This is a genomic window from Cognataquiflexum nitidum, from assembly GCF_022538055.1.
Classification (GTDB): Bacteria; Bacteroidota; Bacteroidia; order Cytophagales; family Cyclobacteriaceae; genus Cognataquiflexum; species Cognataquiflexum nitidum.
This window is the reverse complement of the sequence record NZ_JAKZAM010000012.1, coordinates 26,399-51,998: the sequence shown is the minus strand read 5'-3', so window position 1 is coordinate 51,998 and position 25,600 is coordinate 26,399. Positions and strand designations below refer to the sequence as shown.

Below are 25,600 nucleotides of genomic sequence, written 5' to 3'. Positions count from 1 at the left end.
GGTAATGGTTTTGCTGAAAATTACTGATCTGATGTGATAAATTCAAATGCCCTTTTTTCGGACCAATAAATATCGGCCTTCTTTCTTGGACTAAAGCCAACATGGCCGCCATATTTTGGAAAATCCATCCATACATGGTCTAATTTTCTTCCTATAGATATGGGAAAGCACCGGTCACTTAGAAACGGATCATTCTGGGCATTCAGGATCAAAGAAGGGATTTGAATATTTTCTAAGAAGTATAGGGAGGAATTCTGCTCATAATAATCATGGGCATCTTTGAATCCATGTAAAGGGCCTGTGTATTGGTCATCAAAATCCTGTAGTGTTTTGATCTTCCTCAAGATTCCTGTTGGAATTTCATCAGGAAATTTCATGGCCTTCCTGACCACTTTTTCTTTCAGGGTTTTCAAAAAACGCTTAGCATACATGATGTTTTCTCCCGTAGAAATTTTAATGCAGGCGGATTCAAGGTGGAGCGGTACAGAAATTGCCACAGCTTTTTTAATTTTTGGAGTTCTGTCTCTCTTTTCTCCTAAGTATTTCAAAGTTAGGTTGCCCCCCAGGCTAAATCCTATAAGATAGACAGATTCATAATTTTGCGAAGCATGGCCCACCACATAATCCAAGTCATAAGTGGCTCCTGAATGGTAGAATATCGGTTTGTTGTTGAGTTCTTCGCTGCATCCGCGAAAATTCCAATTCAGGACATCGTAGCCATTGGAAAAAAAATGTCCGGCCATACCTGTCATGTATGGCCGCCGGCTATTGCCTTCTAATCCATGGCTGATGATCACAAGTTTTTGAGATGAATTCCTTAGCCAATCAAGGTCCAAGAAGTCCCCGTCGGCCGTAGTAACCCTTTCTCTTTCAAAAGGTAAGGCGTGTGTGTCCCTAAACAAACTTGGGATTATGGTCTGTAAATGACCATTGAAAAGCCATTTTGGATACTCGTAATCTGTTTTTTTAACAACAGGCATTTTGAAACAAAATCATGAATTTTGAACTTATCAAACCTGAAAATACTACTATTAAATTTGAATTAAGACATTTTAAGAACTATTTTTGGACTCCTTAAAATTTGACTAGGATATAATCAACTTATGGCCGAGATAATACGAATGCCCAAAATGAGCGATACCATGGAAGAAGGGGTGATCGCAGCGTGGTTGAAAAAAGTAGGTGATGCAGTAAAACCCGGAGATATACTTGCTGAAGTGGAAACCGATAAGGCAACCATGGAGCTTGAATCTTATGAAGAAGGTATTTTGCTGTATGTCGGTGTGGAGGAAAAAAACGCTGTGGCTGTTAATGGGGTAATTGCCATTATTGGAGAAAAAGGTGAAAACATTGATGCCTTGCTCAAGGATATCTCCGGTGGCGGAGCTCCTGCTGCAAAATCAGAAGATAAAAAAGAAGAAAAAACCGAAGCTCCCAAGGAAGAAAAAGCTGCAGCTGCACCTCAAAAAGCAGAGGCTCCAAAGGAATCCATCGATGTCTCAGGTATCAATGCGACTGTATTGACCATGCCTAAGATGTCTGATACCATGACCGAGGGCACGATTGCAACCTGGCTAAAGAAGGTAGGTGATACCATCAAGTCCGGTGATATCATTGGGGAAGTGGAGACAGACAAAGCTACCATGGAACTCGAGTCTTATGATGATGGAGTTTTACTTTACATTGGCGTAGAAGCAGGAAATTCGGTTGAAGTGGATGGTGTGATCGCCATCGTCGGCGAAAAGGGTGCTGACTACCAGACATTGCTCAAAGCACACAAATCGAAATCAGGAGGTACTGAGACCGCCGCTTCTGAAGAGATAAAAGAAGATAAACCTGCTGTTTCAGAAGCGAAATCTACTGAATCAAAACCTTCGGACTCTAAACCCGCTGAATCCGCCGCACCGGCAGTTTCAGGTTCTTCTTCAGAAAATGGAAGGGTTATCGTCTCTCCATTGGCCAAAAAAATGGCATCTGACAAAGGAATTGACATCGCTTTGGTGAAAGGAAGTGGAGAAGGTGGAAGAATCATCAAAAGAGACGTGGAATCCTTCGATCCTTCATCTGTAAAACCTGTTGCTACAACTGCAACCTCTTCTCAAAGCACCGCAGCATCAGGCCCTGCATTGGGTCAGGAATCTTTCAGGGAAGAGAAGGTTTCCCAGATGAGGAAAGTCATTGCCAAGAGGTTGGCGGAAAGCAAGTTTGGTGCACCGCATTTTTACCTTACCATGGAAATCAACATGGACAAGGCCATCGCCTCAAGACAGAGTATGAACGAAGTTTCACCCGTCAAAATTTCCTTCAATGATTTTGTCATCAAGGCTTCAGCAATGGCATTGAAGCAACATCCAAAAGTAAATTCTTCTTGGCTTGGAGATAAAATAAGGTACAACGACCATATCCATATCGGTATGGCTGTGGCCGTGGAAGAAGGACTTTTGGTTCCTGTGATCAGGTTTGCGGATAGTAAGTCTTTGTCGCAGATCTCGACAGAAGCCAAGACATTGGGAGGGAAAGCCAAAAACAAAGAACTCCAACCGAAAGATTGGGAAGGAAACACATTTACCATTTCCAACTTGGGTATGTTCGGAATCGATGAGTTCACAGCAATCATCAATCCACCTGATGCCTGTATCCTTGCAGTCGGAGGTATCAAAGAAACTGTGATCGTGAAAAACGGTCAAATGCAGATCGGAAATATCATGAAAGTGACGCTTTCCTGTGACCATAGGGTAGTGGACGGAGCTGTCGGTTCTGCCTTCCTGCTTACCTTGAAAGGATTGCTCGAAGATCCCGTCAGGATGTTGATCTAACAGAAAAAATAAATACTGTCAAAAAGTCCTGTTTTATCAGGACTTTTTGCTTTTGTATGGTTGTTGAGGTTAGAAGGTTTTAAAAGTTAAAAGGTTTAAAAGTTGTCGGGATGCCACCTTCGCTCTTCAATCTCATGTCTCACGTCTCATATCTCTTGTCTAATTTATAATGGAAAAAATAAAATCAACAACCGTAGTCGCCATCAAACACAACGGGGAAGTAGTCATCGGGGCAGATGGTCAGGCCACTTTGGGTAATACCATTGCCAAAAGCACAGTCAATAAAATCAGGAAATTACAAGGCGGAAAAATCGTGACCGGATTTGCAGGTTCTACGGCTGATGCCTTTACGCTCTTAGAGAAATTTGAGGAAAAGATGGGTGCCTATGGCAACAACATGAAAAGAGCTGCCGTCGAACTCGCCAAAGAATGGAGGACGGACCGCATGCTCAGCAAGCTCGAAGCCATGATGATCGTAGCGGATGCTGTGGATATCTTGATTATCTCAGGAACAGGTGATGTCATCGAACCGGATATGGAGATCGCTTCTATCGGTTCAGGAAGCATGTATGCCCAATCTGCTGCCAGAGCCCTCAAGAAATTTGCGCCCCAACTTACTGCAGAAGAAATGGTCAGGGAAAGCCTCGGTATCGCTGCTGATGTCTGTATCTATACCAACCATAATCTGGTGGTGGAAAAAGTGGTGAAATAATTTCTTTTAGATTTTTGCCCTTCGACTACGCTCAGGGACCTATCCTTCGACTACGCTCAGGGATCTATCCTTCGACTTCGCTCAGGGACCTATCCTTCGACTTCGCTCAGGGACCTATCCTTCGACTTCGCTCAGGGTCCAATATTGATTTAATGAAGAAGGGGAGAAGGGAAAGGGCGGAGCCCTTTCCCTTCTCCCCCCACTGTTTTTTTATTTAATCCGTTCCCTGAGCGAAGTCGAAGGGATTTTTTTGAATTTTTGTTTAATATCTATAAAGTGTCGTAAGTCTAAAGGCACATATCGAATTGGATTACCATCCTTTCATGCGAGTTTAACAAAGTTATCTTCAAGTTTTACGTTAAAGTTTATCTCTGCTTTCAAAGCTTTAAACACTTTCAAAATGGTATCAATTGTAGCACTGTTGGCACTGCTTTCAAGTTTGGAAATTTGGGCTTTTTGCACGCCAATAAGCTTCCCAAGTTCTTCTTGTGTTAAATTCCGTTCTTGCCTAGCTGCTTTGATCATTTTCCCCAAAACATCCATACGAAGTTCATATTCGTATTCGTCACGGTCAACCGTTCCTACTTTACCGATATACTTGTCCTTCATTTCGGCAAGCGAGTATGTCTTGATCTGTTTGGTTGCCATATGATTAATTTTTCTATTTGTTTCGAAAATAATTATCCTTTAATCTAATTGCTCTGTCGATTTCGCTTTTTGGCACTTTGTCAACCTTTTTTATAAAACCATGGGTCGCAACAACCAAAGTTTTTTTGTTATTTGATTTATCCCAAAAGGCAAGAAGCCTAATTTGAAGTCCTGCGTATTTTGTACGAAACTCCCAAATGTCATTTTGAAGTTTCTTTAAAAGTTTTGGGTCATTGGTCTGTTCAGCAAGGTCAATATTGTAGAAGATTTTTTTGATGGCCTTAAGATCCAATCCTGAAATGAACTCGTTTGCTTCTTCTAAAAATTTTGTCTCGAAATACCTCATTAAATACTTGTTAAACATTACAAAAATACATAATGTTTCCATATTTAGAAACCTTAATTAAAATTATTTCTCTCAGCTTTTAATTTTCGAAAGACCTTTTGAATGTGATCATTCAGAAGGTCTTTTTTTTGTTTTTTGGAAATCTCTGCCTTCTCAACAATGTCCTTGGAAAATCAACAGGTTTCGTTGTCAAAAGATGAGGAAATTGTTTTTTATTATCGAAAGAAAGAGAATAAAAAGGATACCAATTCTTCTAGTCAGGAACAAGTTGAATAGCTATTTGCGCAAAGGCTGTCCTTGTGAATCCAACCTTTTTTTCTTACTCCTTCGTAATTAACAACTATAAGAACCCACTCCTTTTTAAAATCTAAAATTGTGATAAATCCTGGATTCCAATTTTTCAGGAGAATTTTATTTTCTTCCTCTTTATTCGGATGAGAATACAATAACAAATCCATTGGAAACCGTTCACTCTTATGGTACGCTCCCACATAATCGCCAGATTTTATCCAACCATTTAATTTTTCGTCACTCATTTCTAATCCTATTTGCACTCTGAAAAAATCCTTTTTTACTTCAATTATTTTAAGGGATATAAAATTTTCTGAAATAGTGTCGTTTTGGATTGCTTCAATGAATTTGCCTTTCGGATTATCATAGATTTTTACTTTATCGATGAATTTCCAATTAATAACTGCATCCAATCCTTCATTTTGAGAGAACGATAAGAAGCTGTGAATTAGAAAAATTGTTATAAAACTGATTTTCATGAGCGCTTTGTCTTCAATTTGCTTTCTCAAATAATTAAGGAAAGCCATCTAATTTAAAACCCTTTCCCCTTTCCTCTTGAACCCAACCCCATAAAACTAAAATAATTTTTTACAATCCTGTTGGATTTGTGCTGCTTTTCTAAACTTCATATCGCTTTTCTGGGTTATGTCTCCAGTAAACAATACCAATCATGGAAAAAGCACCCGCCAAGAAAACTACCAAGGTAGATCAAAGGACAAAAATCATAACCGGATACGTCGAATACGTATTGGAACACGGTAAGCAACCCGCTTCGGTATTCAAATTTGCCAAGGAACTGAAGATGAAAGAAGAGGAATTCTATACCTACTTCACTTCATTCGAATCCATCAAATCGGCCGTTTGGGCAAAACTTTTTGACGACACCATCGGAAACTTGGAATCTCAGGAAGTATTCAAAGAATACAGCGCCCGTGAAAAACTGCTCGGATTTTTATTCACTTTGGTGGAAGAACTCAAGAAAAACAGGTCTTATCTGCTGTCCCTGTACGGAGGCAACAAAGGCATAAAGAATATACTTCCTGTTGAAGTCAAAACTTTCAGGCACAAGTTCAAGGACTTTGCCAATGAGATCATTTTGGAAGGAAAAGAAACGGAAGAAATCGCAAGCAGACCGATCATTTCGGACCGATATGATGAGGCGCTTTGGCTTCAGGTTTGGTTCGTGTTCCAGTTTTGGATCAAAGACAGTTCTCCTTCATTCGAAAAAACAGACGCGGCTATCGAGAAATCCGTCAACCTTGCTTTTGACCTTATGGGAAAAAGCGCCATTGATTCCTTCATCGATTTTGCCAAGTTTTTGTACCAAAATAAGTAATCAGTAACACCATGGAAAGCAAAGTGAAGGAGCAACAGAGTATCCCAACATCCAAAGTACAGCGTGCGGCGAAGTTTATCAGTACAGGTGCCAAAGTCGGCGGCAATTACATGAAGCATTACGCCAAAAAGGTCGTCAACCCTTCGATGACCAAGGAGGAACTTCATACCAACAATGCGACTGACATTTACAATTCTCTGAGTCAGATGAAGGGCTCTGCTTTGAAAATAGCACAGATGATGTCCATGGATAAAAACCTTCTCCCAAGGGCTTATCAGGACAAATTCACCATGGCACAATATTCTGCACCACCGTTGTCTTTTCCTTTGGTTGTAAAAACTTTTCAGAAGAGTTTTGGAAAATCGCCGGATCAGATGTTCGATACTTTTACTAGATCTGCTGTCAATGCCGCATCCATAGGCCAAGTCCATCAGGCCACCAAAAATGGCAAAAAATTAGCCATCAAAATCCAATATCCGGGAGTGGCTGATTCTGTAAGCTCTGACTTGAAATTGGTGCGGCCATTCGCCTTGCGTCTGCTCAACATGAATGAAATAGAGCTTGATCACTATATGGGCGAGGTTGAGGAGCGTTTGATTGAAGAGACAGACTATTTACTGGAAGTAAAGCGGTCCAGAGAGATATCCGAGGCATGTGGACACATTCCAAATCTCAAGTTCCCGATTTATTACGATGAACTGAGTGCAGAGCGGATCATCACCATGGACTGGATCTCGGGAAAACATATAAAAGAGTGGATGGACACCAATCCTTCCCAAGAATCCAAAAATCAAATTGGTCAGGCATTATGGGATTTCTATCACCACCAAGTCCATAACCTGAAGCAAGTACATGCGGATCCACATCCGGGAAATTTTATCATCCAAGAAGGTGACCAACTCGGCATCATTGATTTTGGCTGTGTGAAGGTGATCCCAGAAGATTTTTACCAAGGCTATTTCGCTTTGATCAAAAAAGAACTGTTGATCAATCAGAAAGATTTGGACCAGATCTTCTATGATTTAGAATTTATTTCGGATAAAGACACAGAAACTGAAAAGTCCTTCTTCAAAGCAATATTTACGGAAATGATTTCACTCTTGGGGAAACCGTTTCATGTAGAAAAGTTTGACTTCGCGGACGATGATTTCTTCAATGAAATCTTCCTGTTGGGAGAAAGAATTTCCAATGACAAAATGTTCCGAAAATCCCGTCAGGCCCGAGGTTCCCGTCACGGACTTTATATCAATAGAACCTACTTTGGTCTGTACAACCTACTCAATCAGCTAAGGGCGGAAGTGAATACAACAAAACCTGAATGGTTAAAGTAGCCCGAAAGTAGGTAGGAATTGTCTTTCTCTTATTTTCTTAATGCCACTGTTTGGGTGGAACTCTCAAACGAATGAAAATTCATACCTGAATTTAAATAGGTAAAAAGGTTATCTTTAAGAGAAGCAGCTCAAAACTGGGATAGAATTAACCAAAGAAATTAAAAATAGGATGATGACAAATTTATCAATAGCAGCGCAGCTTATAGTTGCAATTTCCATAGTAATCGTTTGGGTATTCCGTTTCGAGAACATCGAAAAGGAATTCAAGGAATATGGGTTGAATACTTTGATGCGTTCGGCAGTGGGTTCTGCTAAAATAGCATTGGCAACCCTACTAGTCGCAGGTATTTGGTATCCATCTTTGGTCCTTATTCCTGCGCTAATGATGGCTTTTCTGATGGTGAGTGCACAGTATTTTCACTTCAAAGTGAATAATCCTTGGCAAAAACGCATGCCCTCATTGTTCCTTTTGCTTCTTTGTCTTTTCATAGCGGCAGTTTCCCTCAATTTATTTGCTTGATGAGTTTATTAAATGGTTTAGTGGTTTTCTCGAGTATCTCTTTTTTAATTTACGGTATTTCTTATTTTTCTTCTCCAACAATGAAAAGCGAATTTGTTCGCTTTGGCTTGGAGAAATTCGGAACACTTACGGCTATTTTAGAGATTTTAGGAGGTTTGGGCTTATTTGCGGGATTGATGTTTCACCCTTTTTTGTGGTTATCCTCAGGAGGTCTCGCTTTGTTGATGTTCTTTGGAGTAATCGCCAGACTGAGGGTTAAGGATAGATTTTATGATATTTTGCCGGCATTATTTTTTTTAGCTATCAATTCATATATTTTTTTTGAATCGGTGAAAATGTAAGGAAATGGAATATGACAAAATTGATGCAGTTAATATTCAAATTCTAGAAACAATGTATATCCAAGAAAGACCAAGACTCAAAATCATAGAAAGTGATAAGGAATATCAAGAGGCTTTGGAAGTTATAAAAGATTTGATGGATTCCGGGGTTTCGGAAGAAAATGAAGATTATTTGGAAGTTTTATCCTTGATAATTGAGAAATACGAAGAAGAAAAAGGGTACAAACTTGATGATGAAAACGTGGATGCCATTGATGTGATCACTTATTATTTGTCTGAACAAGGATTACCTCACAAGAGCTTAATTCCAATCCTTGGCCCGGCAAGTAGGGTTTCGGAAATTATGAATAAAAAAAGGAAACTCAGCTTAACCCAAATCGAAAATCTTCATTCCCATTTTAAGATCCCTTATGAGCTTTTGATGAAGCGATAATTTTTACAAACAGTAAATTTTTTGTAGTAGAAAATGAAAAACTGAATTTCCTGACCAAAAATTTAAAGGAACCCCCAATTTTGGAATTTATAACCTACTCAATCAATTGGAAGCCAATATCGTGACCACCAAGCCGGAATGGCTGAAGTAATGTCCATTAGTTTTCTTTTAATTTCAGTAAAGGCGGTTATCTCGAAAATAGCGTCAGCTTTTTCATAGACCAGGGTTGGTCGCCTTTACTATTTGCTTCTATTTTTAGATAACCGGATTTTCCTTGGGGTTTCCAGTTGAAGGTATTTAAGCCTTGGATTCCTTTTTCCTGACCAACTTTGGTCCAGGAATTCCCATCAGAAGAAATGAATACTGAATAGCTTATCGGAAATCCATCTTTTCCAGAGTCAAATTGAACTTCAGTCAGTGCCTGTGGAGTGGGTAGCTGCACAGTAAACCACATTCCCGGTTCTTGGGAGGTTTCCGTTTTCCATCCTTTAAATGAAAATGCATAGGATGGATCTTTTGTTGAACCTACTCCTGACAAAGCGGTGCTACTCGCCTTTGTTATCCAATTATCCTGAAATGTCAAGGGCTTTGGAATTTCTCCTATCAATTCATAAAAGGAGTAGGCGGCATTTCTGTTTTTCGTCTCTTTTCTGACTTTAGCAACGTATTCCGGTGAAATGAAAGACCCGCTGTTTCCAAAGTCATTGCGGATATAGGAAAGGACGGAAGCAATGTATGCATCATCATTGGAATCCATGGCAATCATCACCCCCTCATACTCTTTTGAATCAATTGGACCGGAAAGACCATGTAACAGTACCTTTACGGCATATTCGGGATGGTTTAAGATCCTCGGCGAACCTGAAAAAGATGGTGCGATCAACCGTCCTTCTCCGGCTGGCGATCCCAAACCTTTTGGCCCATGGCAGGTCGAACAGTAATTGTTATAAATGGATTTTCCTTTGACAAAAAGCGCCAACTCATTTTTCTCAAATCTTGTTTCCGATGCTTTTTTGGCTTCCTCCATTTTCTCCAAGAGTTGACTTCCGACTACCTGAACACCATTTGAGCTGTTTTTTTTCAAGGTTTCTTTGATCAGAATATCAACTTTGTCAATTTTCAGCACATGGGCACTAAGGAGTGCCTGAATAATCACATCCGTATCTTTATCCATCACAGATTTTCTGTAGACTTCTGAAAGGCTTTTTTTTCCGTACTTATATAAGGTCTCTGCTGCCCTCAACCCTTGGATCCTGATGTTTGGATTTGGGTCTTCTGTAAATTTTTTGACCAAATCAGACTCCAATTCTCCAAGTCCTTCCAAAGTCCAAAGGGCATGGATTCTTGCCAGTTCGTTTGAAGAGCTTTCCGCCATAGTGATAAGATCGGGTACAATGGATTTGTCCTGATTGAGGATAATGGTTTGTTGGGCCATATCCCGCCACCAACCATTCGGATGCTCCAAATGACGGATCAATTCCTTGGACGATTCATCATACATCCTTGGTTTTTGGGTATTCCTTGGCATTCCATCATAGGAAAGTCTCCAAATCCGACCATTACCGATAATATCATCCATCTGATATTGTTGGATTTTTGTCCGGAGATAGCTGCCCTCTTGTGTCCACTCACCTTCCTGAATGATTCCCCGATAGAGGTCCACAATATAAAGCGTGCCATCCGGGGCAGTCGCCATATCTACCGGTCTAAACAAAGGATCGGAAGATTGGATAAATTCTGAACCTTCTTTTTCGTACTTGTTTTGTAAATAAGACAGACCTTCCACATTTTCTGTCTCTACTCTTCTTACGATCCTACCTACAGGTTCACCATACAGGTAATCCCCCACAAGGTCTTTAGGAAGTCGGTCTCCTCTAAATACATCGTTACCGGCAGCCCCGGTCACATTTGACAATGAACCATCCGGTTTTGCCTCTTGCATACCGGGCTGAAAATCTTCCAGACGGACCAGACTGTAAGGAACCCGAAATCCTTTTTTAAGTGCTCCTTCCACCTGAAAGTTTCCATAGACAATCGGGAATTGAAATCCTTGTGGAACCCCACCGGCACCATCCTGGAAAAAAAGCTTTCCATAATTGTCTTGGGTTACTCCCCATTGTCCCCAGGGGTTTCCACTTTCTTCCTGTATCACACCCGTGGGTGTCCATCTGATCCGCTTATTGTTGTATGTACTGTACATCCAATTGTCCAATGCCCATGTGAGAAAGCTGGTCTGATGTTCGACATTTCCTGACCTGCCTAAGCCGGAAGCAAAAAGTTCTTTTTGATCCGCTATACCATCTAAGTTGGTATCTGTATATCTATACACATGGTCTTCATTGGATTCCATGGATAAAATGCTGTTTGGACCAAAGGGCACAACATACCTTGGAAAAACCAAGCTGTCTAAAAAAACTGTCCCGGTTTCATAAACTCCATCATCATCCAAATCTTCCCAACGGGAGATGCGTGAGGTAGGCAAAAGTTCTCCTGTAGCATCCAAATCCTGCATATATGACCTGAGTTCTAGCACATACATCCTTCCATTTCCATCAAATTGGATGGCAGCAGGTTCGCGTATCTGTGGTTCAGATAAAACAGGATCCATTTTGTATCCCGGCTTTAGGACAAAAGAATTCTTTTGTTCATTGGCGGAGACGGGTACGATTGGTGGTTTTGGGCTCAGGTCTATCCCTTTCCAAATCCTTGATTCAAGATCTACCCCTTCCGGAATGCTGATATTGGGATAGGGTTCAGTCAGGCGCTTTGGATCCATGGATTCCGCAGGAGAAACATCAAAGGGGGATCGCTCGGGTTTTTGACAACCAAAGGAAAAACAGACCAAAAGAGCATTAAAAACAATTATTTTTTTTAAATATCCCATAAAAGCCAATCAAAGAAGTTAAATGTAAAATCCCTGTTTATAAGTCCCATAAGGAGAACTAACCAAATCTTATCTCAAGTTTTTCCAAGATATGATAGATAACAACCCTAGATTTTGCATCCATTTATATTCATTAGAAATATTAACTATGAGTATCCGCATTGTTGCACTATAGGAAGATGTATCGAATGCGGAGACTCGCCCACAGACGACAGCCCACTGTCCATTGGGTGTTTTATGGCTCCCCCGACAAATTATTGTTTGGCTACGTGCAAGAAAGCGGATACACATAATATTAAAAGTAAAAATATTTGCTTTTTTTTAATTTTATGATTTTTTTCATAAAGTTATTTAATGTTTATTAAAAAATTCGAACAACCTATTTTTGCTTATGATTTTCAAAACGAATTCAATTTTGTCTTTCAGTTTGGTTTTTATACTGCTTTTGGGATGTGAATCCAGTTCCATCGAAGAAGAAGAAGCTTCCAAAAACAAAAAACCGGCAGTGATGGCATACTATGTGCCTGAAAAGGATTACAAAACCGAACTGATTCCTGTTGAAAAATTGACACATATTATTTTTTCATTTACAGTGGTAATTGACGGGGAAATGAAATTCGGAAAACCGGAAATTTCTGGCCCAAAATTGGAAGCATTGGTTAAGCAAAAAGAAAGGAATCCGAGCCTGAAGGTGATGGTAGCCTGTGGAGGTTGGGGTGCTGATGGGTTTTCGGATATGGCTTTGACTGCTGAAAGCAGGGAGAAATTTATTCAAAGTACCAGAGATTTTATTGAAGAATACCAAGTCGACGGGATCGATATCGACTGGGAATACCCGGGAATATCCGGCGCAGGAACCAAAGCAAGGCCTGAAGATACCCTCAACTTTACCCAATTGATGAAAGGACTTAGGGAAATGCTCGATACTTTTGATAAACCTAAGATCTTGACCTTTGCTTCGGCAGGATGGGAGCGGTATTATGATTTTATCGAAGTTCATGAAGTAATGAAATATGCAGACTTTATGAATGTCATGACCTATGACCAAGTTTCCGGGGAGTCCATTTATACAGGTCACCACACACCCTTAGGGCATGTATCCAATGATGACATCACAGGAACACCTTTTCAGGTACATTTGGACAGCTTGTTTGATGTGGGTGAAAGTCCGGACAAAGACCCTCGTTCGGTAGAGAAGATAGTCAGTTTCCTGATTCAGGAAGGGGTAAAACCGGAACAGATCATCATCGGGGCAGCTTTTTATGGAAGGGTGTGGAAAGGTGTTCCTCCTACAAATCAGGGATTATACCAAAGAAGCAGGGACATCCATATAGGCTGGCTGGCATATCATCATATCCGCAACAGGTATGAATCTGATAGTAGTTTCCAACGGTTTTGGGATGACAAAGCAAAAGCACCTTACCTGTACCAAAATATGGATAGCCTGATGGTTTCTTACGACGATACTGTCTCTGTAACTCTAAAAACCCGATTCGCAATAGAAAATAAACTCGGAGGCATCATGTTTTGGGAACTTGGGAATGATACCAAAGATTCAGGGAGCCTTTTAGATGCGATTTATTCCGAATCCCAAAAATAAATTATGTATGAACGCAATGATGCCGGTAGATTTGATATTTATTTAAATTCTGTGCTTTGGACTTAAATTCACGCTTCATCGGTCTTCCGATTTCGTCCCGGTAGCTATCGGCATCCGTCCGGATTGTATAAGATATAGGGTTACTGGCAAAGTAGCGGATAACCATAAAATAAATACCGAAATACACCGATTAGATTGTATTAAAAGGCATTTCATTCCCAATAGTGTATAATTGGAGATTTTTGTGGCCTTGCTCTCCTTTGTGCAAGAAATAGACTTCAGGAAATCTTTTTCTATGAAAACAATTTTTTGATCATTTCAAGTGGTTTTCAAAAGGGTCGTTTCAGGCTGTTTCTAGTCCAAAGGGAAGGAGATTTAAGCCTACAACATTGACTTATCGATCGCAGGGAATTCCATCAAAGGGATATCCCTGCGATTTCATACACTTCCAAAAGTGATAATGTCTGTCCTATTAAGTCCTGAAATTCGGAAAACTCATCTTCAAAAAAATGAAATTCATAATTATGGATATATGAGGGTATGACCAGGTATTTCACCTGATTTTCCTCTACACAATATTTTTCGAAATCCATCTCCAAAACCTGTTTCCCCCAGGATTTCATTTCAGAGAGAGCGAACCCAAAACAATATATGCCATTATGAATATGCACAACTTCACATGTGGTGCACATCGTTGAAGCAAAAGCTCCTGTTTCAACTAGCAATCTTTGGTTACATTCCATGATTATTTGGTGAATTTGGGAAGAGGAATTCACCAACTTCCCAAAAAATGAAGTGCTTTACCTCCCAAGTATCTGAAGGATTTCAAGTTCATGGGAAGCCTTTTCAAATAATTCCAACAACATTCCGAATTCATACTCCTTAATTACTATTTTGATATCCGGATGGCATGTATTAATAATGACAAACCTCTTTCCTTCTCCGGTAGTCCAACTTGTCTCCATAAAATCTATTTTAGAAAACGAAGAAGTGAATTTCCGAAAATCGGAGAGATCGAATGAAACCAGTATGTTTTTGAAATACCAGGTTATCTTACCGGAGTTGCGGCAGCGGACCAAATTTGAATCTCTGATTTCTGCCAATAAGTCAGTTTTGCATTTGTTCATAGATAGAAATTTTGAATTGGTGCCTGGTCCTCTGAAAATTTCTGTCAGTTACAAGTAAACCCATATTGTAGAAAAACATGATCAGAGGCCAGGACTTAATGTTTTTTAATTTTAATTGATTGAAGTTTTATTTTTAATTAGATCAATTCTATTTTATAAATATATAGTGGAGGTTAATTTTAAAAAAATTATTTAGAATGATTCTTAATATTATTTATCTATTGTATTCAAAAATTGATAGAATCTTGTTAGGGGAAGGTTATGACTAGATTTTTATGCCTATCCTCAATTTTGCACCTTGGGTCTCAAGAGACTGTATCGGATGTGGATACTCGTCCATTGTTCACTTTACAGCTAATCGTTCCTCGGCCATTATTTTTTCGCTTATGTTCAATAAAGCGGTTATAATTATTTGATTTAAAAAAATGCTCCTGTCATAATGAAGCCTTAACATTTTATAATATTCAGTAAAGTAATGATGGTTGGTGTTGCGTCATCTTGAATCCGATGCACCACCTGCCCCTTTTCTTTGGTAAGGATGAAAGATATCGGAACAAAACAACACTTCATCGCCGCGTCTGTGGAGAGTGACGACCAAGAGATTGAGGTCATTGGCAGTCTTAAACATTATATAATTGATTAGAGTACAGTATGTGGCTTGTTTCTTCATTATTCCTAGTTTTCCTCATTTTCAAAAATGCATTTAGAAAAGGAATTAAAATGATATAATCCTATTTGAGCTTCGTCCACGATTGCGATCGGCCATCGGGGGTAATTTTATAGTAGGAGGGAAGTGAAAAAGGAGTGCAGCTGCTTTTGCATTTCCCCGCTCCAAAACCTTTCATCTCCGTTCCCCAAGCCGATCTAAGTTGTTATCAATTTTCTCATTGGTAGCCTACAGGAATAAAGTGAAGGATTATAATACAACAGAGGAACTTCGATTAAGTAGTATTGAGGCCTCTCTAATTTGATATTTGTATCAGGCAAAAGGTTGCAAAAAAATAGAACCGGTCAGGCACTTTGGGATTTTTTTCACCATCAGGTGTACAAACTCTTGCAGGTTTGTGCTTATCCTCATCCGGTAAACTTTTCCAAAGTCTTCAACTTTTCCAAAGTCTTCAACTTTTCTAAAGTCTTCAACTTTTCCAAAGTTCATAACTTTGGAAAAGCTTTTAAAAGATTAAAATACTCACATCATAAAAAAAACACCTCTACTGACCGCGGAGGTGTTTTTGTTTTGATCGATGGGATTATTTCCCGGAATAAGTAATCTTATAAATACAATTTGCCATATCATCCGAAACAAGCATACTGCCATCCGGCATCTGAAGGACATCCACAGGCCTGCCCCAGACATCCTGCGACGCATCATCGAGCCATCCTTCAGCAAAAACCTCCTGCTTCACCACATTTTGGTTGGCATCGAGGATTACCCGGGTCAGGTTATACCCGGATTTTTTGCTTCTGTTCCAAGATCCGTGTTTGGCAAGGATGATGTTGTTTTTGTAGGCTTCAGGAAACTGATTTCCGGTATAGAATCTCATTCCCAAAGGAGCCGTATGCGCTCCTAATTTCGCTTTGGGAGCTGTATAAGCAGATTTGTCTTTTCCTTTACTTCCAAACTCCGGATCTTTGACATCACCTGCATGCCAATACGGATATCCGAAATGCATTCCCTTTTGGGGGGCGTGGTTGAGTTCGCAGTCAGGCACATCGTCCCCCATCATGTCACGTCCATTGTCGGTAAACCAGATTTCCTTGGAACTCGGATGCCAAGCGAAACCAACGGTATTTCTGATGCCTTTGGCAAAAATCTCAGGTTGGATATTGGAGGATTTGACATCAATACGCGTGATCGAGGCGAAGATCTCTTCAGGTTCGCAGATATTGCATGGAGCGCCGACGGGCACATAAAGCAAACCATCCGGACCAAAAGCGATGAATTTCCATCCATGATGCGCTTTGTCGGGAAACTTGTCATAGACCACTTCAAAAACCGGCTTGTCCAGCGTTTTTTCAATATTCCTGAATCTCAAAATTCTACTCACTTCCGCCACATAGAGGTCGCCGTCTTTGAAAGCAACACCATTTGGCATCCGCAAGCCTTCGGCAAGGGTATATTTTTTATCGGCCTTTCCGTCCTTATTGGTGTCTACCAAGGCATAGACATTTTTGCCCTGTCGGTTGCCGACGAAAATGATGCTGCCGTCCCCATTCATGGCAAGTGAGCGCGCGTCAGGGACATCTTCAGCCCAAACACTGATCTTAAATCCGGCAGGAAGCTTTATTTTTTCCAGTTGGATATCACTTTTTTTGTTGCTTTGGGCATTGCAGGATAGGTTGATAAGGGAGAGGCAAAGGAGAAGAATTATTTGGCGCATGGTGGTTTTGGTTTTATTGAATAGATATTCAATTGATGATTGATATTGATTGATATTGGATATTTATGGATATTAATCCTAAGGCTAACCTTTTAGAGTATCTTTTTTTACCTCTAGTGGTTATATTGATTGGTTTATCTTAAGAAAACTGACAAAGGTTAAAAAACCCTTGGAGGGTTTTGGATTACAACATCTAAGTTATCGAAAATTAAAAGTCCAGACACTTTCTCAGTAATATTTGCAACGAAATCATTTATAAACGGGAGTTTGGTTATTTTTGCAGCATGTTATCAATTAATAATCTTTCTTACTTTATCGGAGGCCGGGCGCTTTACGAAAACGCCGCTCTCCATATCAAACCTAAAGACAAAATCGGATTGGTCGGTCTGAATGGAACCGGCAAGTCGACTTTGCTCAAAATCATCAACGGTGATATCCAGCCGAGTTCAGGGGAAGTCCAAAAAGCGAAGGATTGTACCATCGGTTTTTTGAACCAGGATTTGCTTTCTTACCAATCAGAAGACAGTATTTTGGATGTGGCCTTGGAGGCTTTTAAGGAGACACTCCAACTCGAACAAGAAATAGAAAATGTGCTCCATCAGATGGAAACGGACCATTCTGATGAGATTATCAATAAGTTGGCAAGGCTGCAGGACCAGTTTGAAGCCAACGAAGGCTATACCATCAAGGCCAAAGCAGAAGAGGTCTTGGAAGGAATCGGATTCAATACCAAAGACCTTGGCAGACCGCTGAAGACTTTTTCCGGAGGATGGAGGATGAGGGTGATGCTTGCCAAGTTGCTCTTGGAAAAGCCTTCTTTGCTGATGCTCGATGAACCTACCAACCACTTGGATTTGCCCTCCATCCAATGGGTAGAAAATTACCTCAAAAATTATGAAGGGGCTGTCGTCGTGGTTTCCCACGATCAGGACTTTTTGGACAATTGTGTTGATATCACTGTGGAGGTGTCAAATGGATCACTGACCTCCTATTCCGGTAATTATTCTTTCTACCAAGAGGAAAAGAAAGAAAGGATGGAAATCCAGCAAAACGCCTACGAAAACCAGCAGCAGATGATCAAGCAGACGGAGCGGTTTATCGAACGCTTCCGTGCCAAAGCCACCAAATCCAATCAGGTCCAATCCAGGATCAAAGCCTTGGACAGGCTAGACCGTGTCAATGAAGTGGTAGATGACAATATCTCCGTGAATTTCAAATTCAAATTTTCGCAGAAGTCAGGAAGGGATGTGGTGGTTTTGGACCATGTATCCAAAGCCTATGGGGACTTGGTGATCTTGAAAGACACCACCGCAAGGATCGAAAGAGGGGATAAGATCGCCCTGATCGGAGCCAATGGAAAAGGTAAATCCACGCTTTTGAGAATCGTGGATGGTACCGAACCGATCAAAGGTAAGCGAGAACAGGGACACAATGTCATCAAGTCGTTTTATGCGCAGCACCAGTTGGAGGCATTGAATGTCGACAATGAAATCCTTCAGGAAATGGTGCAGGCAGGTTCCAAAAAGACCGAAACCGAACTTAGGAATGTGTTGGGTTGCTTTTTGTTTACCAATGAAGATGTATTCAAAAAAATCAAAGTCCTTTCGGGAGGAGAAAAATCCAGGGTTGCGTTGGCCAAAACAATGATTTCCGAGGCCAACTTCCTGCTTTTGGATGAACCGACCAACCACCTTGATATCCAGTCTGTCAATATCCTGATCCAGGCAATGGAGCAATATGAAGGAACCTTCATCACCGTTTCCCACGACAGGCATTTTATCCGTGGAGTGGCCAACAAAATCTGGTACATAGAAGAAAACAAGATCAAAGAATATCCGGGAACCTATGACGAGTATGTGTATTGGAAATCCCAACAAGCCACATTACCTGCTGACACCAAACAGGATTCCAAACCAAAACAGGATACCCGAAAAATGGAATTGAGTATCACTGAAGTAAATGAGGCAAAGAAAAACCTCAAGAAGAAAGAACAGGAGCTTGCCTTGATTGAGGAAAAAATCCTTCAGGTCGAAACCAAAAAAGCCGAATTGGAAAAGAAAATGTCCGATCCGATCGTTTTCTCAGACAGTAAAAAAATGGAGGAAACCAGCCAGGCCTATCAAAAACTCAAAAGCCAGGAGTCAGAGCTCAATCAAAATTGGGAGACATTGGTGGAAGAAATCGGTTCTTTACAAGAAATGGCATCTTTGGCATAATTTTTTATATTGATCAAAAATTAAATGGATAAACGGTTCTTTGCCTGTAGCCAAATATGCTGATTTGATCGGGACGGAAGACAGAAGTCTGAAGTAGTGAACATGTCATGTTCTTGATATGAATGAATTGAACATATACAAATGGTTGAATTAAGACCACCAATTTAAAAATAAAAATATGCGAACCCTGATAGCCTCCCTTATTGTTTTTTTTACTTTTAGCCAATTACTTTTAGCCCAAAAGGTATTTGAGGACAAGGTGTTTGAGGAGAATATTCAATCAGTGAGGTTGTTTCCTGCTTCTGCAGATTATGCAGCTCAAATGAATTCGCCGGTTATAGAACTCAATTCCGGAATCCCGATGAACCTCACTTTCGATGATTTGGCATATGACCCTGATATGTATTCGGCCAAAATCATCCATTGCAATTTTGATTGGACACCTTCTGACCTCAAAGAGCCTGAGTATCTGATGGATTTCAATGAGTTCAATATTCTTGATTTTAGCTATTCTATTGATACACGGATTCCTTATCTGCATTATAACTTCAAGCTGCCAAGAGTCACCAAATCCGGTAATTATGCCATCATGGTGTATCGGGGAAGGGACCAAAAGCAAGTGGTCCTGACAAAAAGGTTTATGGTGTACCAGAGGGTTTTGACAGTAGCAGCCAAAGTTGTGCCACCCAGTCAAACGGAAAACAGGCGCGCTGTCCAACAGCTCAATGTCAATATCAATTATAAATCGAGGGAATTATTTGATCCTAAAAACAACCTGAAGGTCATGATCCGTCAAAATCAGCGTTGGGATAATGCCAAAGTATTGAAAACCCCGACAATGATCCGCGAGGATATCAAAATGATCGAATACCAGCTTTTTGATGGCAGCAATGTGTTTTGGGCAGGAAATGAATTCAGGTTTGTAGATCTCAGATTTGTTAGGTCCAAGGGCTTGAATGTCAAAGCCATCAAAATGGAAGAAGATGTGGTCTATGCTGAAGCGGGGATCGATAAACCAAGGCCTCAGGGGGCTTATTCTGAATACCTGGATCTCAATGGACAATACGGTATCATGAACCTCGAGCGGAGAAATTATGAACTCGAAAGTGAGTACATGTTGGTGACCTTCAACTTGCAGACGGAAGAGGCAAAAGAAGCACCCTACATCATAGGATCAATGACTAAGTGGGGAAATGATCCCAGTGCAAAAATGGTTTTTAATAAATCTACCAAAAACTATGAGGCCACTTTACTGCTCAAGCAGGGATGGTATGACTACCAATATGCCTACAAAACTGCCGAAGGATGGAATATGACGCCTTTTGAAGGAAACTACTTCGAAACAGAAAATGAGTATGAGATCCTGATTTACTTTAGGGACATGGGATCGAGGTATGACGAGCTGATCAGCTACTCCAATCTTAATCCTAATAAGAGGCGGCTTTAGGGGTTAAAAAGTTTAATGGTTTGGAATGTTTTAATGTTGGTGGAACAATTGAGTTTTTTTGAAATGATGTAAATTTCCCCATCTTTCGAAGTATAACAAACCATTTGCCAACAACAATCCAATGAAAACCCAAAGCATAAAAGTAAAATCACCTCTAATCCGTGGCCTTTTTGCAGCAATACTTTTTGCCTTATTATTTGGCTGCAAAAATGAAAATACCAGCCAAACTGAGAAGAATAAGCTACCCAACATCGTCATCATTTACATGGATGATTTGGGATATGGGGATATGAGTGCTTATGGTGCCACCGAATTGCAGACTCCCAATATGGACAGGTTGGCCAATGAGGGGCTAAAATTTACCAATGCCTATGCTACTTCCGCCACCTGTACGCCTAGCAGGTATGCTTTGCTCACAGGTATCTATCCTTGGAGAAATGAAAATGCCAAGATCTTGCCCGGCACTGCCCCCTTGTTGATTGGAGTGGATCAGATGACCCTTCCCAAGATGTTAAAAACCAAAGGTTATCATACTGGTATTGTAGGCAAATGGCATTTGGGTTTGGGTGAGGGAAATGTGGATTGGAATCAGCACGTTTCTCCTGGACCCAATGAAGTTGGTTTTGACTATGCTTATATCATGGCGGCGACACAGGATCGGGTACCGACTGTTTATATAGAAAATGGCCTTGTGGTCGGCTTGGAAGCTGATGATCCTATTTTGGTGGATTACGACAAAAACTTTGAAGGGGAACCGACAGGCTTGGATAATCCTGAACTGATCAAAATGAAATGGCACCATGGCCATAACAACAGCATTGTCAATGAGATTCCCCGAATCGGTTTTATGAAAGGAGGCGAAAAAGCCAAATGGGTGGATGAAGACATGGCCGACCATTTTCTGGTCAAAGCACAGGACTATATCCGAAAAAAGGAAAATATAGAAAATCCATTTTTCCTCTATTTTGCGATGCAGCAGCCACATGTGCCTAGAACTCCGCACCCAAGATTTGTGGGGAAATCAGGCATGGGACCTAGAGGTGATGTGATTTTGGAAGCAGACTGGGCAGTAGGTGAATTGCTGAAGACTTTGGAAGAAGCCGGGATTTTGGAAAATACGCTGGTGATTTTTTCAAGCGACAACGGCCCTGTTCTGAATGATGGGTACTATGATGATGCCGTCGAGAAAATTGGAAACCATAGACCCGCAGGAATCCTGAGAGGTGGAAAGTACAGTCTATTTGAGGCAGGAACCAAGGTTCCTTTTATGACCTATTGGAAAGGCAAAATCAAACCGGGGATTTCCGAAGCCTTGGTGTCACAATTGGACTTGTTCGCTTCTCTGTCCAATCTTATGGGTAGTGACATTGTCACTGATGACAGCAAGGACATGCTGTCAGTATTGATGGGAGAGACAGATCAAGGAAGAGAGGATTTGATTTTGGAGGCTAGCACCAAGACAGCACTTCGCAGTGGAGATTATATCATGATACCCCCATACCAAGGACCTGCAGTAAATCAATCCGTCAATATAGAACTGGGAAATGACCTTCAATATCAACTCTATAACCTCAAGACAGATCCTGGCCAAAAAAACAACCTTGCCTCGGCAGAAGCTGAAATGCTTGAGAAATTGAAGCAAAGATTTGAGGAATTGAGAGGTCCCGGAACAGGAAAAGTAGACCAATTGGAGTTGAAGTAGCTTACAGAGACTATTCTAATCCGGGGATATGCCTCCGGATTTTTTTCTGCCTCATCCGATTGACCAAAAATTATTGAAACCAACAACGATCTTTTAAGATTTTGATTTTTTCAAAAAAAGCAGAGGCCAAAGACAGCGTACTCTCATCCACTGTCAATGACCCCCTACAGGAAATAATTCCTGATTTCTGAAATGATTGCCTTTCTACAAAAATGTATTGGGACAATCGTGAAGATGGGTAATTCCATCTTTTTATATTGCTATCCAACTGTTAATCCCAACGATCAGGTAAAGCCTCTAGCGGCTGCAGGCAAAGGATGGATCAGGTCCAAATCTGATTACCTATACCGGGTTTTTTGGATAATACCATTTTAATACTTTAAAATCCAAGAGGTTTCTTCCGATTCTATTTTGGCTTTTTCAAGGGCTTTGGCAGCAGATTTATAATCTTTATACTTTCCTACAGCGATCCTATAATTCTCGGTTTCGTCTTTTGGGAAGATTATCCATACGGCTTTTCCTTTGTCCATGAATTTTTGAGCCTCTATCCTTGCCAAAGTTTTATCCGGTGAACTTGCCACGATCACATAATAATACGGTACCTCTTCCTTTTCAATGACTATGCTGATTTTGGAGTAGCCGAGCTCAGAATCACTGTAAACCTCTGGTGTTTCTTCCACTGTGGCAGCTTCATTTTCAACATTTTCCAATTCTTCGGATTTAGTATTTACGATTTCAACTATATCAGCTTCTTCCAATTCTTCGGATTCAGTATTTACGATTTCGACTATATCAGCCTCCTGTTCTTCTGATATCGGGTTAAGTTCAAAATTCAAACCTTCTACATAATCTCCCTCAGAAAGGGCCTTGATCTCAAACTCGAGAACCTCTTGGACTATTTTTGCCTGCAAGAAATCCAGCTGTGCAGGATCAATTTCCAAGGTGTATTTTCCCGGTAGGAGGGAGAAGGTATAAAATCCGCCATCAGAGAAAGTCCGGATAGTTTCCTGGAAATCTTTCGATCCTACTTTTTTGAGAAGCAATCTCAAGCCTCCGATGCCCTGTTTTTCTCCGTTTTTGTTTATGATTGCCATACCCTCTATCGTTCCTGTGCGGTATAAAGGGACATCTATTTGCTTGTATCTGTTAGGTTCTGCCACGAGATTAAAGCTCGTCACCTTTGGGGCAAGTGATGGGTCCGGCAGGGAACTGATGTCAATGGTCATCTTGTATGTCCAATAGCTTTGCATCTGCGACATCCTCAGTATTCCGTCAGAACCCAGTACCATGTTTGCGGACCGGTCCAACTGAACCGCTTTTGCCGGTACTATTTCTTCCCCTTCATCATATTTTTCATTGTTGTTTTGGTCGACAAACATCCTGACTGAAATCCCTGACCTTCCAATCTGATCCCTGTTTGAAGGTAAAGGTATATTTGCTGCAGGATCATAAGCCAATGAACCGCTGAAGCTTTGCCTTGCAGCATAGGATTTGCCCCGTTTGTTAAACTGGGAAGAAGTACGGATTGCATTGAAATCATACAGGAATCCGACCTGCATCTGACCCTGCTTGTTTATCAAGTCTCTTTCATATCCCAAAGTAAATCGCCCATGCTTGAATAAAGTCTGAGAAAACAAGGTGTTCAAGGCGATAGGTTTGTTTCCACTGACATCATACCTCATCTGCCCTCTAAAAAACATCCCTCTCACAAATACCGGAAGACTTGGGCTTCTCGGCAATGAATAGGTGAGTGAGGAGGTGAGTAGACCTCTGGTATTCCAAGATTCATTTTCGCTCAGATTGAAGGTGCCGGCGATGTCACCCCGGTAATTGAATCGTGCACTGACCCGACCTATCTGGGTATTGAAATCTCCCTGAATATTGGATCTGAAGCCGCCTTCAAGCCATATTTTTTCTCCGGAAACCCTGATTCCCGTAAATCTTCCAAAAAGCTTGAATGGTAAAAACACGTTCAGGTTGGCATCCCTGATCTGATTCTCTCTTGTAAATTCGCTGTTGCCGACGTACTCTGTGACCTGTGTGCTGATATTGACATTGTTGGCATAAAACACGCTTCCCGTGGCCCTGTAATACCTGTCAGGCAATACATCTACATTGAATAAATATTGTTGAAATATGCGGGTCGATATACCATATACTTGGTACATCTTATTTTGTCCAAATGGACTTCCATAATCTATCCCCGCCCGTACAGTCACAGAATTGGATAAGCCTATAGCCACATCTCCGTGGGTTGCCATGGAGGTGGATAGACTGTCTAGGCCGTTTGCTACATATCCTGTCTGTAAGTTGTAGGTGACAAATCCCTTGGGAAGAAATGTAAAAGGAATCTGAAACTGACGGTCTTCAGTAATGACTTCTCCATTGGGAGTATAAATCCTGATGGTCAGGCGGGTGGTACCAAAGGAGATCGGGGCATTGAATCGGTAATAACCTACCTCATCCGCTCTTGAAAAATCTACCAACTGACCTCCGATCAATAACTCTACCTCCGAATCTGCTTCCGTGTATCCATCAATGATAAACACATCAAGTTCCTGACGGGGCACGACAGGGTTGTTGCTGATCGATATTCCTGTGAGGGCCATGCCGCTTACCTGACTAGTGGTATTGATCTGACCTGCGGTGATTGTGGTCAGCCATACATTTTTTTCAGGCTTCATCGCACCCGGCAAAACATACCGCCATCTCAGGCCTGAATAATCGATATCGATGTTTTTTCCGTTTTGGTTGCCTGCAATCGCTCCTTCAAAATCCCCTCCGAGCAGTTCCATACCGGTCCTCAGCTGAAAGGAAGTATTTGTTCCCTGATCTGTCTTGTCAAAATTTAGGACATAGTCCATTATTCCCAAACTTAATAATTTTCTCTCCCTGTCATAAAGCATGGGGACAGACTCATCCGTCTTGTTGTTGGATTGAAGATTTTTTCTGAGCATCTCTCTTTTCTGCCTTTCCTCCACAGGTAGTGGATATTGTGCCGTAAAGGAGGCCGAGAGATTAAGGATATTCACCGTAAACTGGAGACCAAAAATTCTGAGGTAATACTCCGGGTGGATGTAAAGGTCTGTATCACCAAGGTAGAATTTGTCAGCGGGTAAGGTTTCTTCCTTACCGTTGATTAAGATTTTATTTTGAATTGGGTCTATGGACCAGGGATTTTTTTTGTCTGGAAAAACGCCGCTGAGCCCTTTGCCGGAGCTGAGACGTTCGTTTGGGATATATAACAAACTCAATACTTCACCTAAAGGCAAATAGGCCTTGTCTCCAAAAAAGAGTGCGTTCAAATATACTTGTCCGGTCGAAGGATGGGAAAGAATAAGCAAAGCTTCTCCGTCGGGTTCTTGCTGGGCTTGGATCGGGTTGGATAGACCCAATAAAAATACCAGCAATAACACAAGCTTGGTAGGCTTTGAAATCTTCCACAAATATGTTGTGAAGGTTTTCAAAA

21 protein-coding genes are annotated in these 25,600 nt (G+C 40.9%); 11 read left to right on the top strand and 10 right to left on the bottom strand.

Annotated elements, in window-relative coordinates; all coding sequences use genetic code 11:
* Positions 1-20: 20 nt before the first annotated feature.
* Complete coding sequence (locus MMU07_RS09965) at positions 21-980, bottom strand: YheT family hydrolase (RefSeq protein WP_241125726.1); 960 nt, start codon at positions 978-980, stop codon at positions 21-23.
* Between the two features lie 123 nt (positions 981-1,103).
* Here MMU07_RS09965 and MMU07_RS09960 point away from each other — a divergent pair, with 123 nt between their 5' ends.
* Positions 1,104-2,816 (top strand): pyruvate dehydrogenase complex dihydrolipoamide acetyltransferase, encoded by a 1,713-nt coding sequence (locus MMU07_RS09960; RefSeq protein ID WP_241125725.1) that lies wholly within the window; start codon positions 1,104-1,106, stop codon positions 2,814-2,816.
* 169 nt (positions 2,817-2,985) lie between these two features.
* Positions 2,986-3,528, top strand: a complete 543-nt coding sequence (gene hslV / locus MMU07_RS09955; protein WP_241125724.1) for an ATP-dependent protease subunit HslV — start codon at positions 2,986-2,988, stop codon at positions 3,526-3,528.
* Between the two features lie 321 nt (positions 3,529-3,849).
* Here the strand turns inward: hslV and MMU07_RS09950 are convergent, their stop codons facing one another.
* The 3 genes from MMU07_RS09950 to MMU07_RS09940 form a co-directional block, all read right to left on the bottom strand.
* Positions 3,850-4,176, bottom strand: a complete 327-nt coding sequence (locus tag MMU07_RS09950) for a helix-turn-helix domain-containing protein (protein WP_241125723.1) — start codon at positions 4,174-4,176, stop codon at positions 3,850-3,852.
* 13 nt (positions 4,177-4,189) lie between these two features.
* Positions 4,190-4,564, bottom strand: coding sequence for a type II toxin-antitoxin system RelE/ParE family toxin (locus MMU07_RS09945; RefSeq protein ID WP_317047882.1), 375 nt, complete (start codon positions 4,562-4,564; stop codon positions 4,190-4,192).
* 215 nt (positions 4,565-4,779) lie between these two features.
* Complete coding sequence (locus MMU07_RS09940; RefSeq protein ID WP_241125722.1) at positions 4,780-5,292, bottom strand: hypothetical protein; 513 nt, start codon at positions 5,290-5,292, stop codon at positions 4,780-4,782.
* Positions 5,293-5,483: 191 nt separating this feature from the next.
* Here MMU07_RS09940 and MMU07_RS09935 point away from each other — a divergent pair, with 191 nt between their 5' ends.
* The 5 genes from MMU07_RS09935 (at position 5,484) to MMU07_RS09915 (ending at position 8,774) form a co-directional block, all read left to right on the top strand.
* Positions 5,484-6,149: a TetR family transcriptional regulator C-terminal domain-containing protein gene (locus tag MMU07_RS09935; RefSeq protein WP_241125721.1), complete on the top strand. Its 666-nt coding sequence runs from the start codon at positions 5,484-5,486 to the stop codon at positions 6,147-6,149.
* 11 nt (positions 6,150-6,160) lie between these two features.
* The gene (locus MMU07_RS09930; protein ID WP_241125720.1) at positions 6,161-7,480 is read left to right on the top strand and encodes an ABC1 kinase family protein; all 1,320 of its coding nucleotides are present in this window, start codon (positions 6,161-6,163) and stop codon (positions 7,478-7,480) included.
* Between the two features lie 169 nt (positions 7,481-7,649).
* Positions 7,650-8,000 (top strand): DoxX family protein, encoded by a 351-nt coding sequence (locus MMU07_RS09925; RefSeq protein WP_241125719.1) that lies wholly within the window; start codon positions 7,650-7,652, stop codon positions 7,998-8,000.
* Positions 8,000-8,341, top strand: a complete 342-nt coding sequence (locus MMU07_RS09920) for a DoxX family protein (protein ID WP_241125718.1) — start codon at positions 8,000-8,002, stop codon at positions 8,339-8,341. Before MMU07_RS09925 ends, MMU07_RS09920 begins: the two co-directional genes overlap by 1 nt.
* A gap of 4 nt (positions 8,342-8,345) precedes the next feature.
* The gene (locus tag MMU07_RS09915; protein WP_241125717.1) at positions 8,346-8,774 is read left to right on the top strand and encodes a helix-turn-helix domain-containing protein; all 429 of its coding nucleotides are present in this window, start codon (positions 8,346-8,348) and stop codon (positions 8,772-8,774) included.
* Positions 8,775-8,961: 187 nt separating this feature from the next.
* On the opposite strand, the gene MMU07_RS09910 is transcribed toward MMU07_RS09915, so the two are convergent.
* Positions 8,962-11,658: a DUF7133 domain-containing protein gene (locus MMU07_RS09910; RefSeq protein ID WP_241125716.1), complete on the bottom strand. Its 2,697-nt coding sequence runs from the start codon at positions 11,656-11,658 to the stop codon at positions 8,962-8,964.
* Positions 11,659-12,073: 415 nt separating this feature from the next.
* Between MMU07_RS09910 and MMU07_RS09905 the strand changes: the two genes are divergently transcribed.
* Positions 12,074-13,258 (top strand): glycoside hydrolase family 18 protein, encoded by a 1,185-nt coding sequence (locus tag MMU07_RS09905; protein WP_241125715.1) that lies wholly within the window; start codon positions 12,074-12,076, stop codon positions 13,256-13,258.
* Between the two features lie 416 nt (positions 13,259-13,674).
* On the opposite strand, the gene MMU07_RS09900 is transcribed toward MMU07_RS09905, so the two are convergent.
* The 4 genes from MMU07_RS09900 to MMU07_RS09890 all read right to left on the bottom strand — a co-directional run bounded on the left by MMU07_RS09900 (position 13,675) and on the right by MMU07_RS09890 (position 16,766).
* A complete protein-coding gene (locus MMU07_RS09900) occupies positions 13,675-13,851 on the bottom strand; it encodes a hypothetical protein (RefSeq protein ID WP_241125714.1) in 177 nt (58 codons plus the stop codon).
* 207 nt (positions 13,852-14,058) lie between these two features.
* Entirely contained in the window at positions 14,059-14,385 is a 327-nt protein-coding gene (locus MMU07_RS09895; RefSeq protein WP_241125713.1) for a DUF6686 family protein, read from the bottom strand.
* 493 nt (positions 14,386-14,878) lie between these two features.
* Positions 14,879-15,013, bottom strand: coding sequence for a hypothetical protein (locus MMU07_RS21705; RefSeq protein WP_255737327.1), 135 nt, complete (start codon positions 15,011-15,013; stop codon positions 14,879-14,881).
* A 622-nt stretch (positions 15,014-15,635) separates the two neighbouring features.
* Complete coding sequence (locus MMU07_RS09890; protein WP_241125712.1) at positions 15,636-16,766, bottom strand: PQQ-dependent sugar dehydrogenase; 1,131 nt, start codon at positions 16,764-16,766, stop codon at positions 15,636-15,638.
* A 284-nt stretch (positions 16,767-17,050) separates the two neighbouring features.
* On the opposite strand from MMU07_RS09890, the gene MMU07_RS09885 reads away from it, so the two are divergent.
* From MMU07_RS09885 to MMU07_RS09875, 3 genes are all read left to right on the top strand, one after another.
* Positions 17,051-18,982, top strand: coding sequence for an ABC-F family ATP-binding cassette domain-containing protein (locus MMU07_RS09885; protein ID WP_241125711.1), 1,932 nt, complete (start codon positions 17,051-17,053; stop codon positions 18,980-18,982).
* 178 nt (positions 18,983-19,160) lie between these two features.
* Complete coding sequence (locus MMU07_RS09880) at positions 19,161-20,429, top strand: type IX secretion system plug protein (RefSeq protein WP_241125710.1); 1,269 nt, start codon at positions 19,161-19,163, stop codon at positions 20,427-20,429.
* A 121-nt stretch (positions 20,430-20,550) separates the two neighbouring features.
* Complete coding sequence (locus MMU07_RS09875) at positions 20,551-22,131, top strand: sulfatase family protein (protein WP_241125709.1); 1,581 nt, start codon at positions 20,551-20,553, stop codon at positions 22,129-22,131.
* A 371-nt stretch (positions 22,132-22,502) separates the two neighbouring features.
* Here the strand turns inward: MMU07_RS09875 and MMU07_RS09870 are convergent, their stop codons facing one another.
* Positions 22,503-25,577: an SPOR domain-containing protein gene (locus tag MMU07_RS09870; protein WP_241125708.1), complete on the bottom strand. Its 3,075-nt coding sequence runs from the start codon at positions 25,575-25,577 to the stop codon at positions 22,503-22,505.
* Positions 25,578-25,600: the final 23 nt, after the last annotated feature.

What these genes read in the sequence shown, in the direction of transcription:
- MMU07_RS09885 (WP_241125711.1), top strand. Translation starts at nt 17,051, where the DNA reads ATGTTATCAATTAATAATCTTTCTTACTTTATCGGAGGCCGGGCGCTT.
- MMU07_RS09930 (WP_241125720.1), top strand. Translation starts at nt 6,161, where the DNA reads ATGGAAAGCAAAGTGAAGGAGCAACAGAGTATCCCAACATCCAAAGTA.
- MMU07_RS09935 (WP_241125721.1), top strand. Translation starts at nt 5,484, where the DNA reads ATGGAAAAAGCACCCGCCAAGAAAACTACCAAGGTAGATCAAAGGACA.
- MMU07_RS09940 (WP_241125722.1), bottom strand. Translation starts at nt 5,292, where the DNA reads ATGAAAATCAGTTTTATAACAATTTTTCTAATTCACAGCTTCTTATCG.
- MMU07_RS09965 (WP_241125726.1), bottom strand. Translation starts at nt 980, where the DNA reads ATGCCTGTTGTTAAAAAAACAGATTACGAGTATCCAAAATGGCTTTTC.
- MMU07_RS21705 (WP_255737327.1), bottom strand. Translation starts at nt 15,013, where the DNA reads ATGTTTAAGACTGCCAATGACCTCAATCTCTTGGTCGTCACTCTCCAC.
- MMU07_RS09945 (WP_317047882.1), bottom strand. Translation starts at nt 4,564, where the DNA reads ATGGAAACATTATGTATTTTTGTAATGTTTAACAAGTATTTAATGAGG.
- MMU07_RS09875 (WP_241125709.1), top strand. Translation starts at nt 20,551, where the DNA reads ATGAAAACCCAAAGCATAAAAGTAAAATCACCTCTAATCCGTGGCCTT.
- MMU07_RS09880 (WP_241125710.1), top strand. Translation starts at nt 19,161, where the DNA reads ATGCGAACCCTGATAGCCTCCCTTATTGTTTTTTTTACTTTTAGCCAA.
- MMU07_RS09915 (WP_241125717.1), top strand. Translation starts at nt 8,346, where the DNA reads ATGGAATATGACAAAATTGATGCAGTTAATATTCAAATTCTAGAAACA.
- MMU07_RS09910 (WP_241125716.1), bottom strand. Translation starts at nt 11,658, where the DNA reads ATGGGATATTTAAAAAAAATAATTGTTTTTAATGCTCTTTTGGTCTGT.
- hslV (WP_241125724.1), top strand. Translation starts at nt 2,986, where the DNA reads ATGGAAAAAATAAAATCAACAACCGTAGTCGCCATCAAACACAACGGG.
- MMU07_RS09890 (WP_241125712.1), bottom strand. Translation starts at nt 16,766, where the DNA reads ATGCGCCAAATAATTCTTCTCCTTTGCCTCTCCCTTATCAACCTATCC.
- MMU07_RS09900 (WP_241125714.1), bottom strand. Translation starts at nt 13,851, where the DNA reads ATGGATTTCGAAAAATATTGTGTAGAGGAAAATCAGGTGAAATACCTG.
- MMU07_RS09920 (WP_241125718.1), top strand. Translation starts at nt 8,000, where the DNA reads ATGAGTTTATTAAATGGTTTAGTGGTTTTCTCGAGTATCTCTTTTTTA.
- MMU07_RS09950 (WP_241125723.1), bottom strand. Translation starts at nt 4,176, where the DNA reads ATGGCAACCAAACAGATCAAGACATACTCGCTTGCCGAAATGAAGGAC.
- MMU07_RS09960 (WP_241125725.1), top strand. Translation starts at nt 1,104, where the DNA reads ATGGCCGAGATAATACGAATGCCCAAAATGAGCGATACCATGGAAGAA.
- MMU07_RS09925 (WP_241125719.1), top strand. Translation starts at nt 7,650, where the DNA reads ATGATGACAAATTTATCAATAGCAGCGCAGCTTATAGTTGCAATTTCC.
- MMU07_RS09895 (WP_241125713.1), bottom strand. Translation starts at nt 14,385, where the DNA reads ATGAACAAATGCAAAACTGACTTATTGGCAGAAATCAGAGATTCAAAT.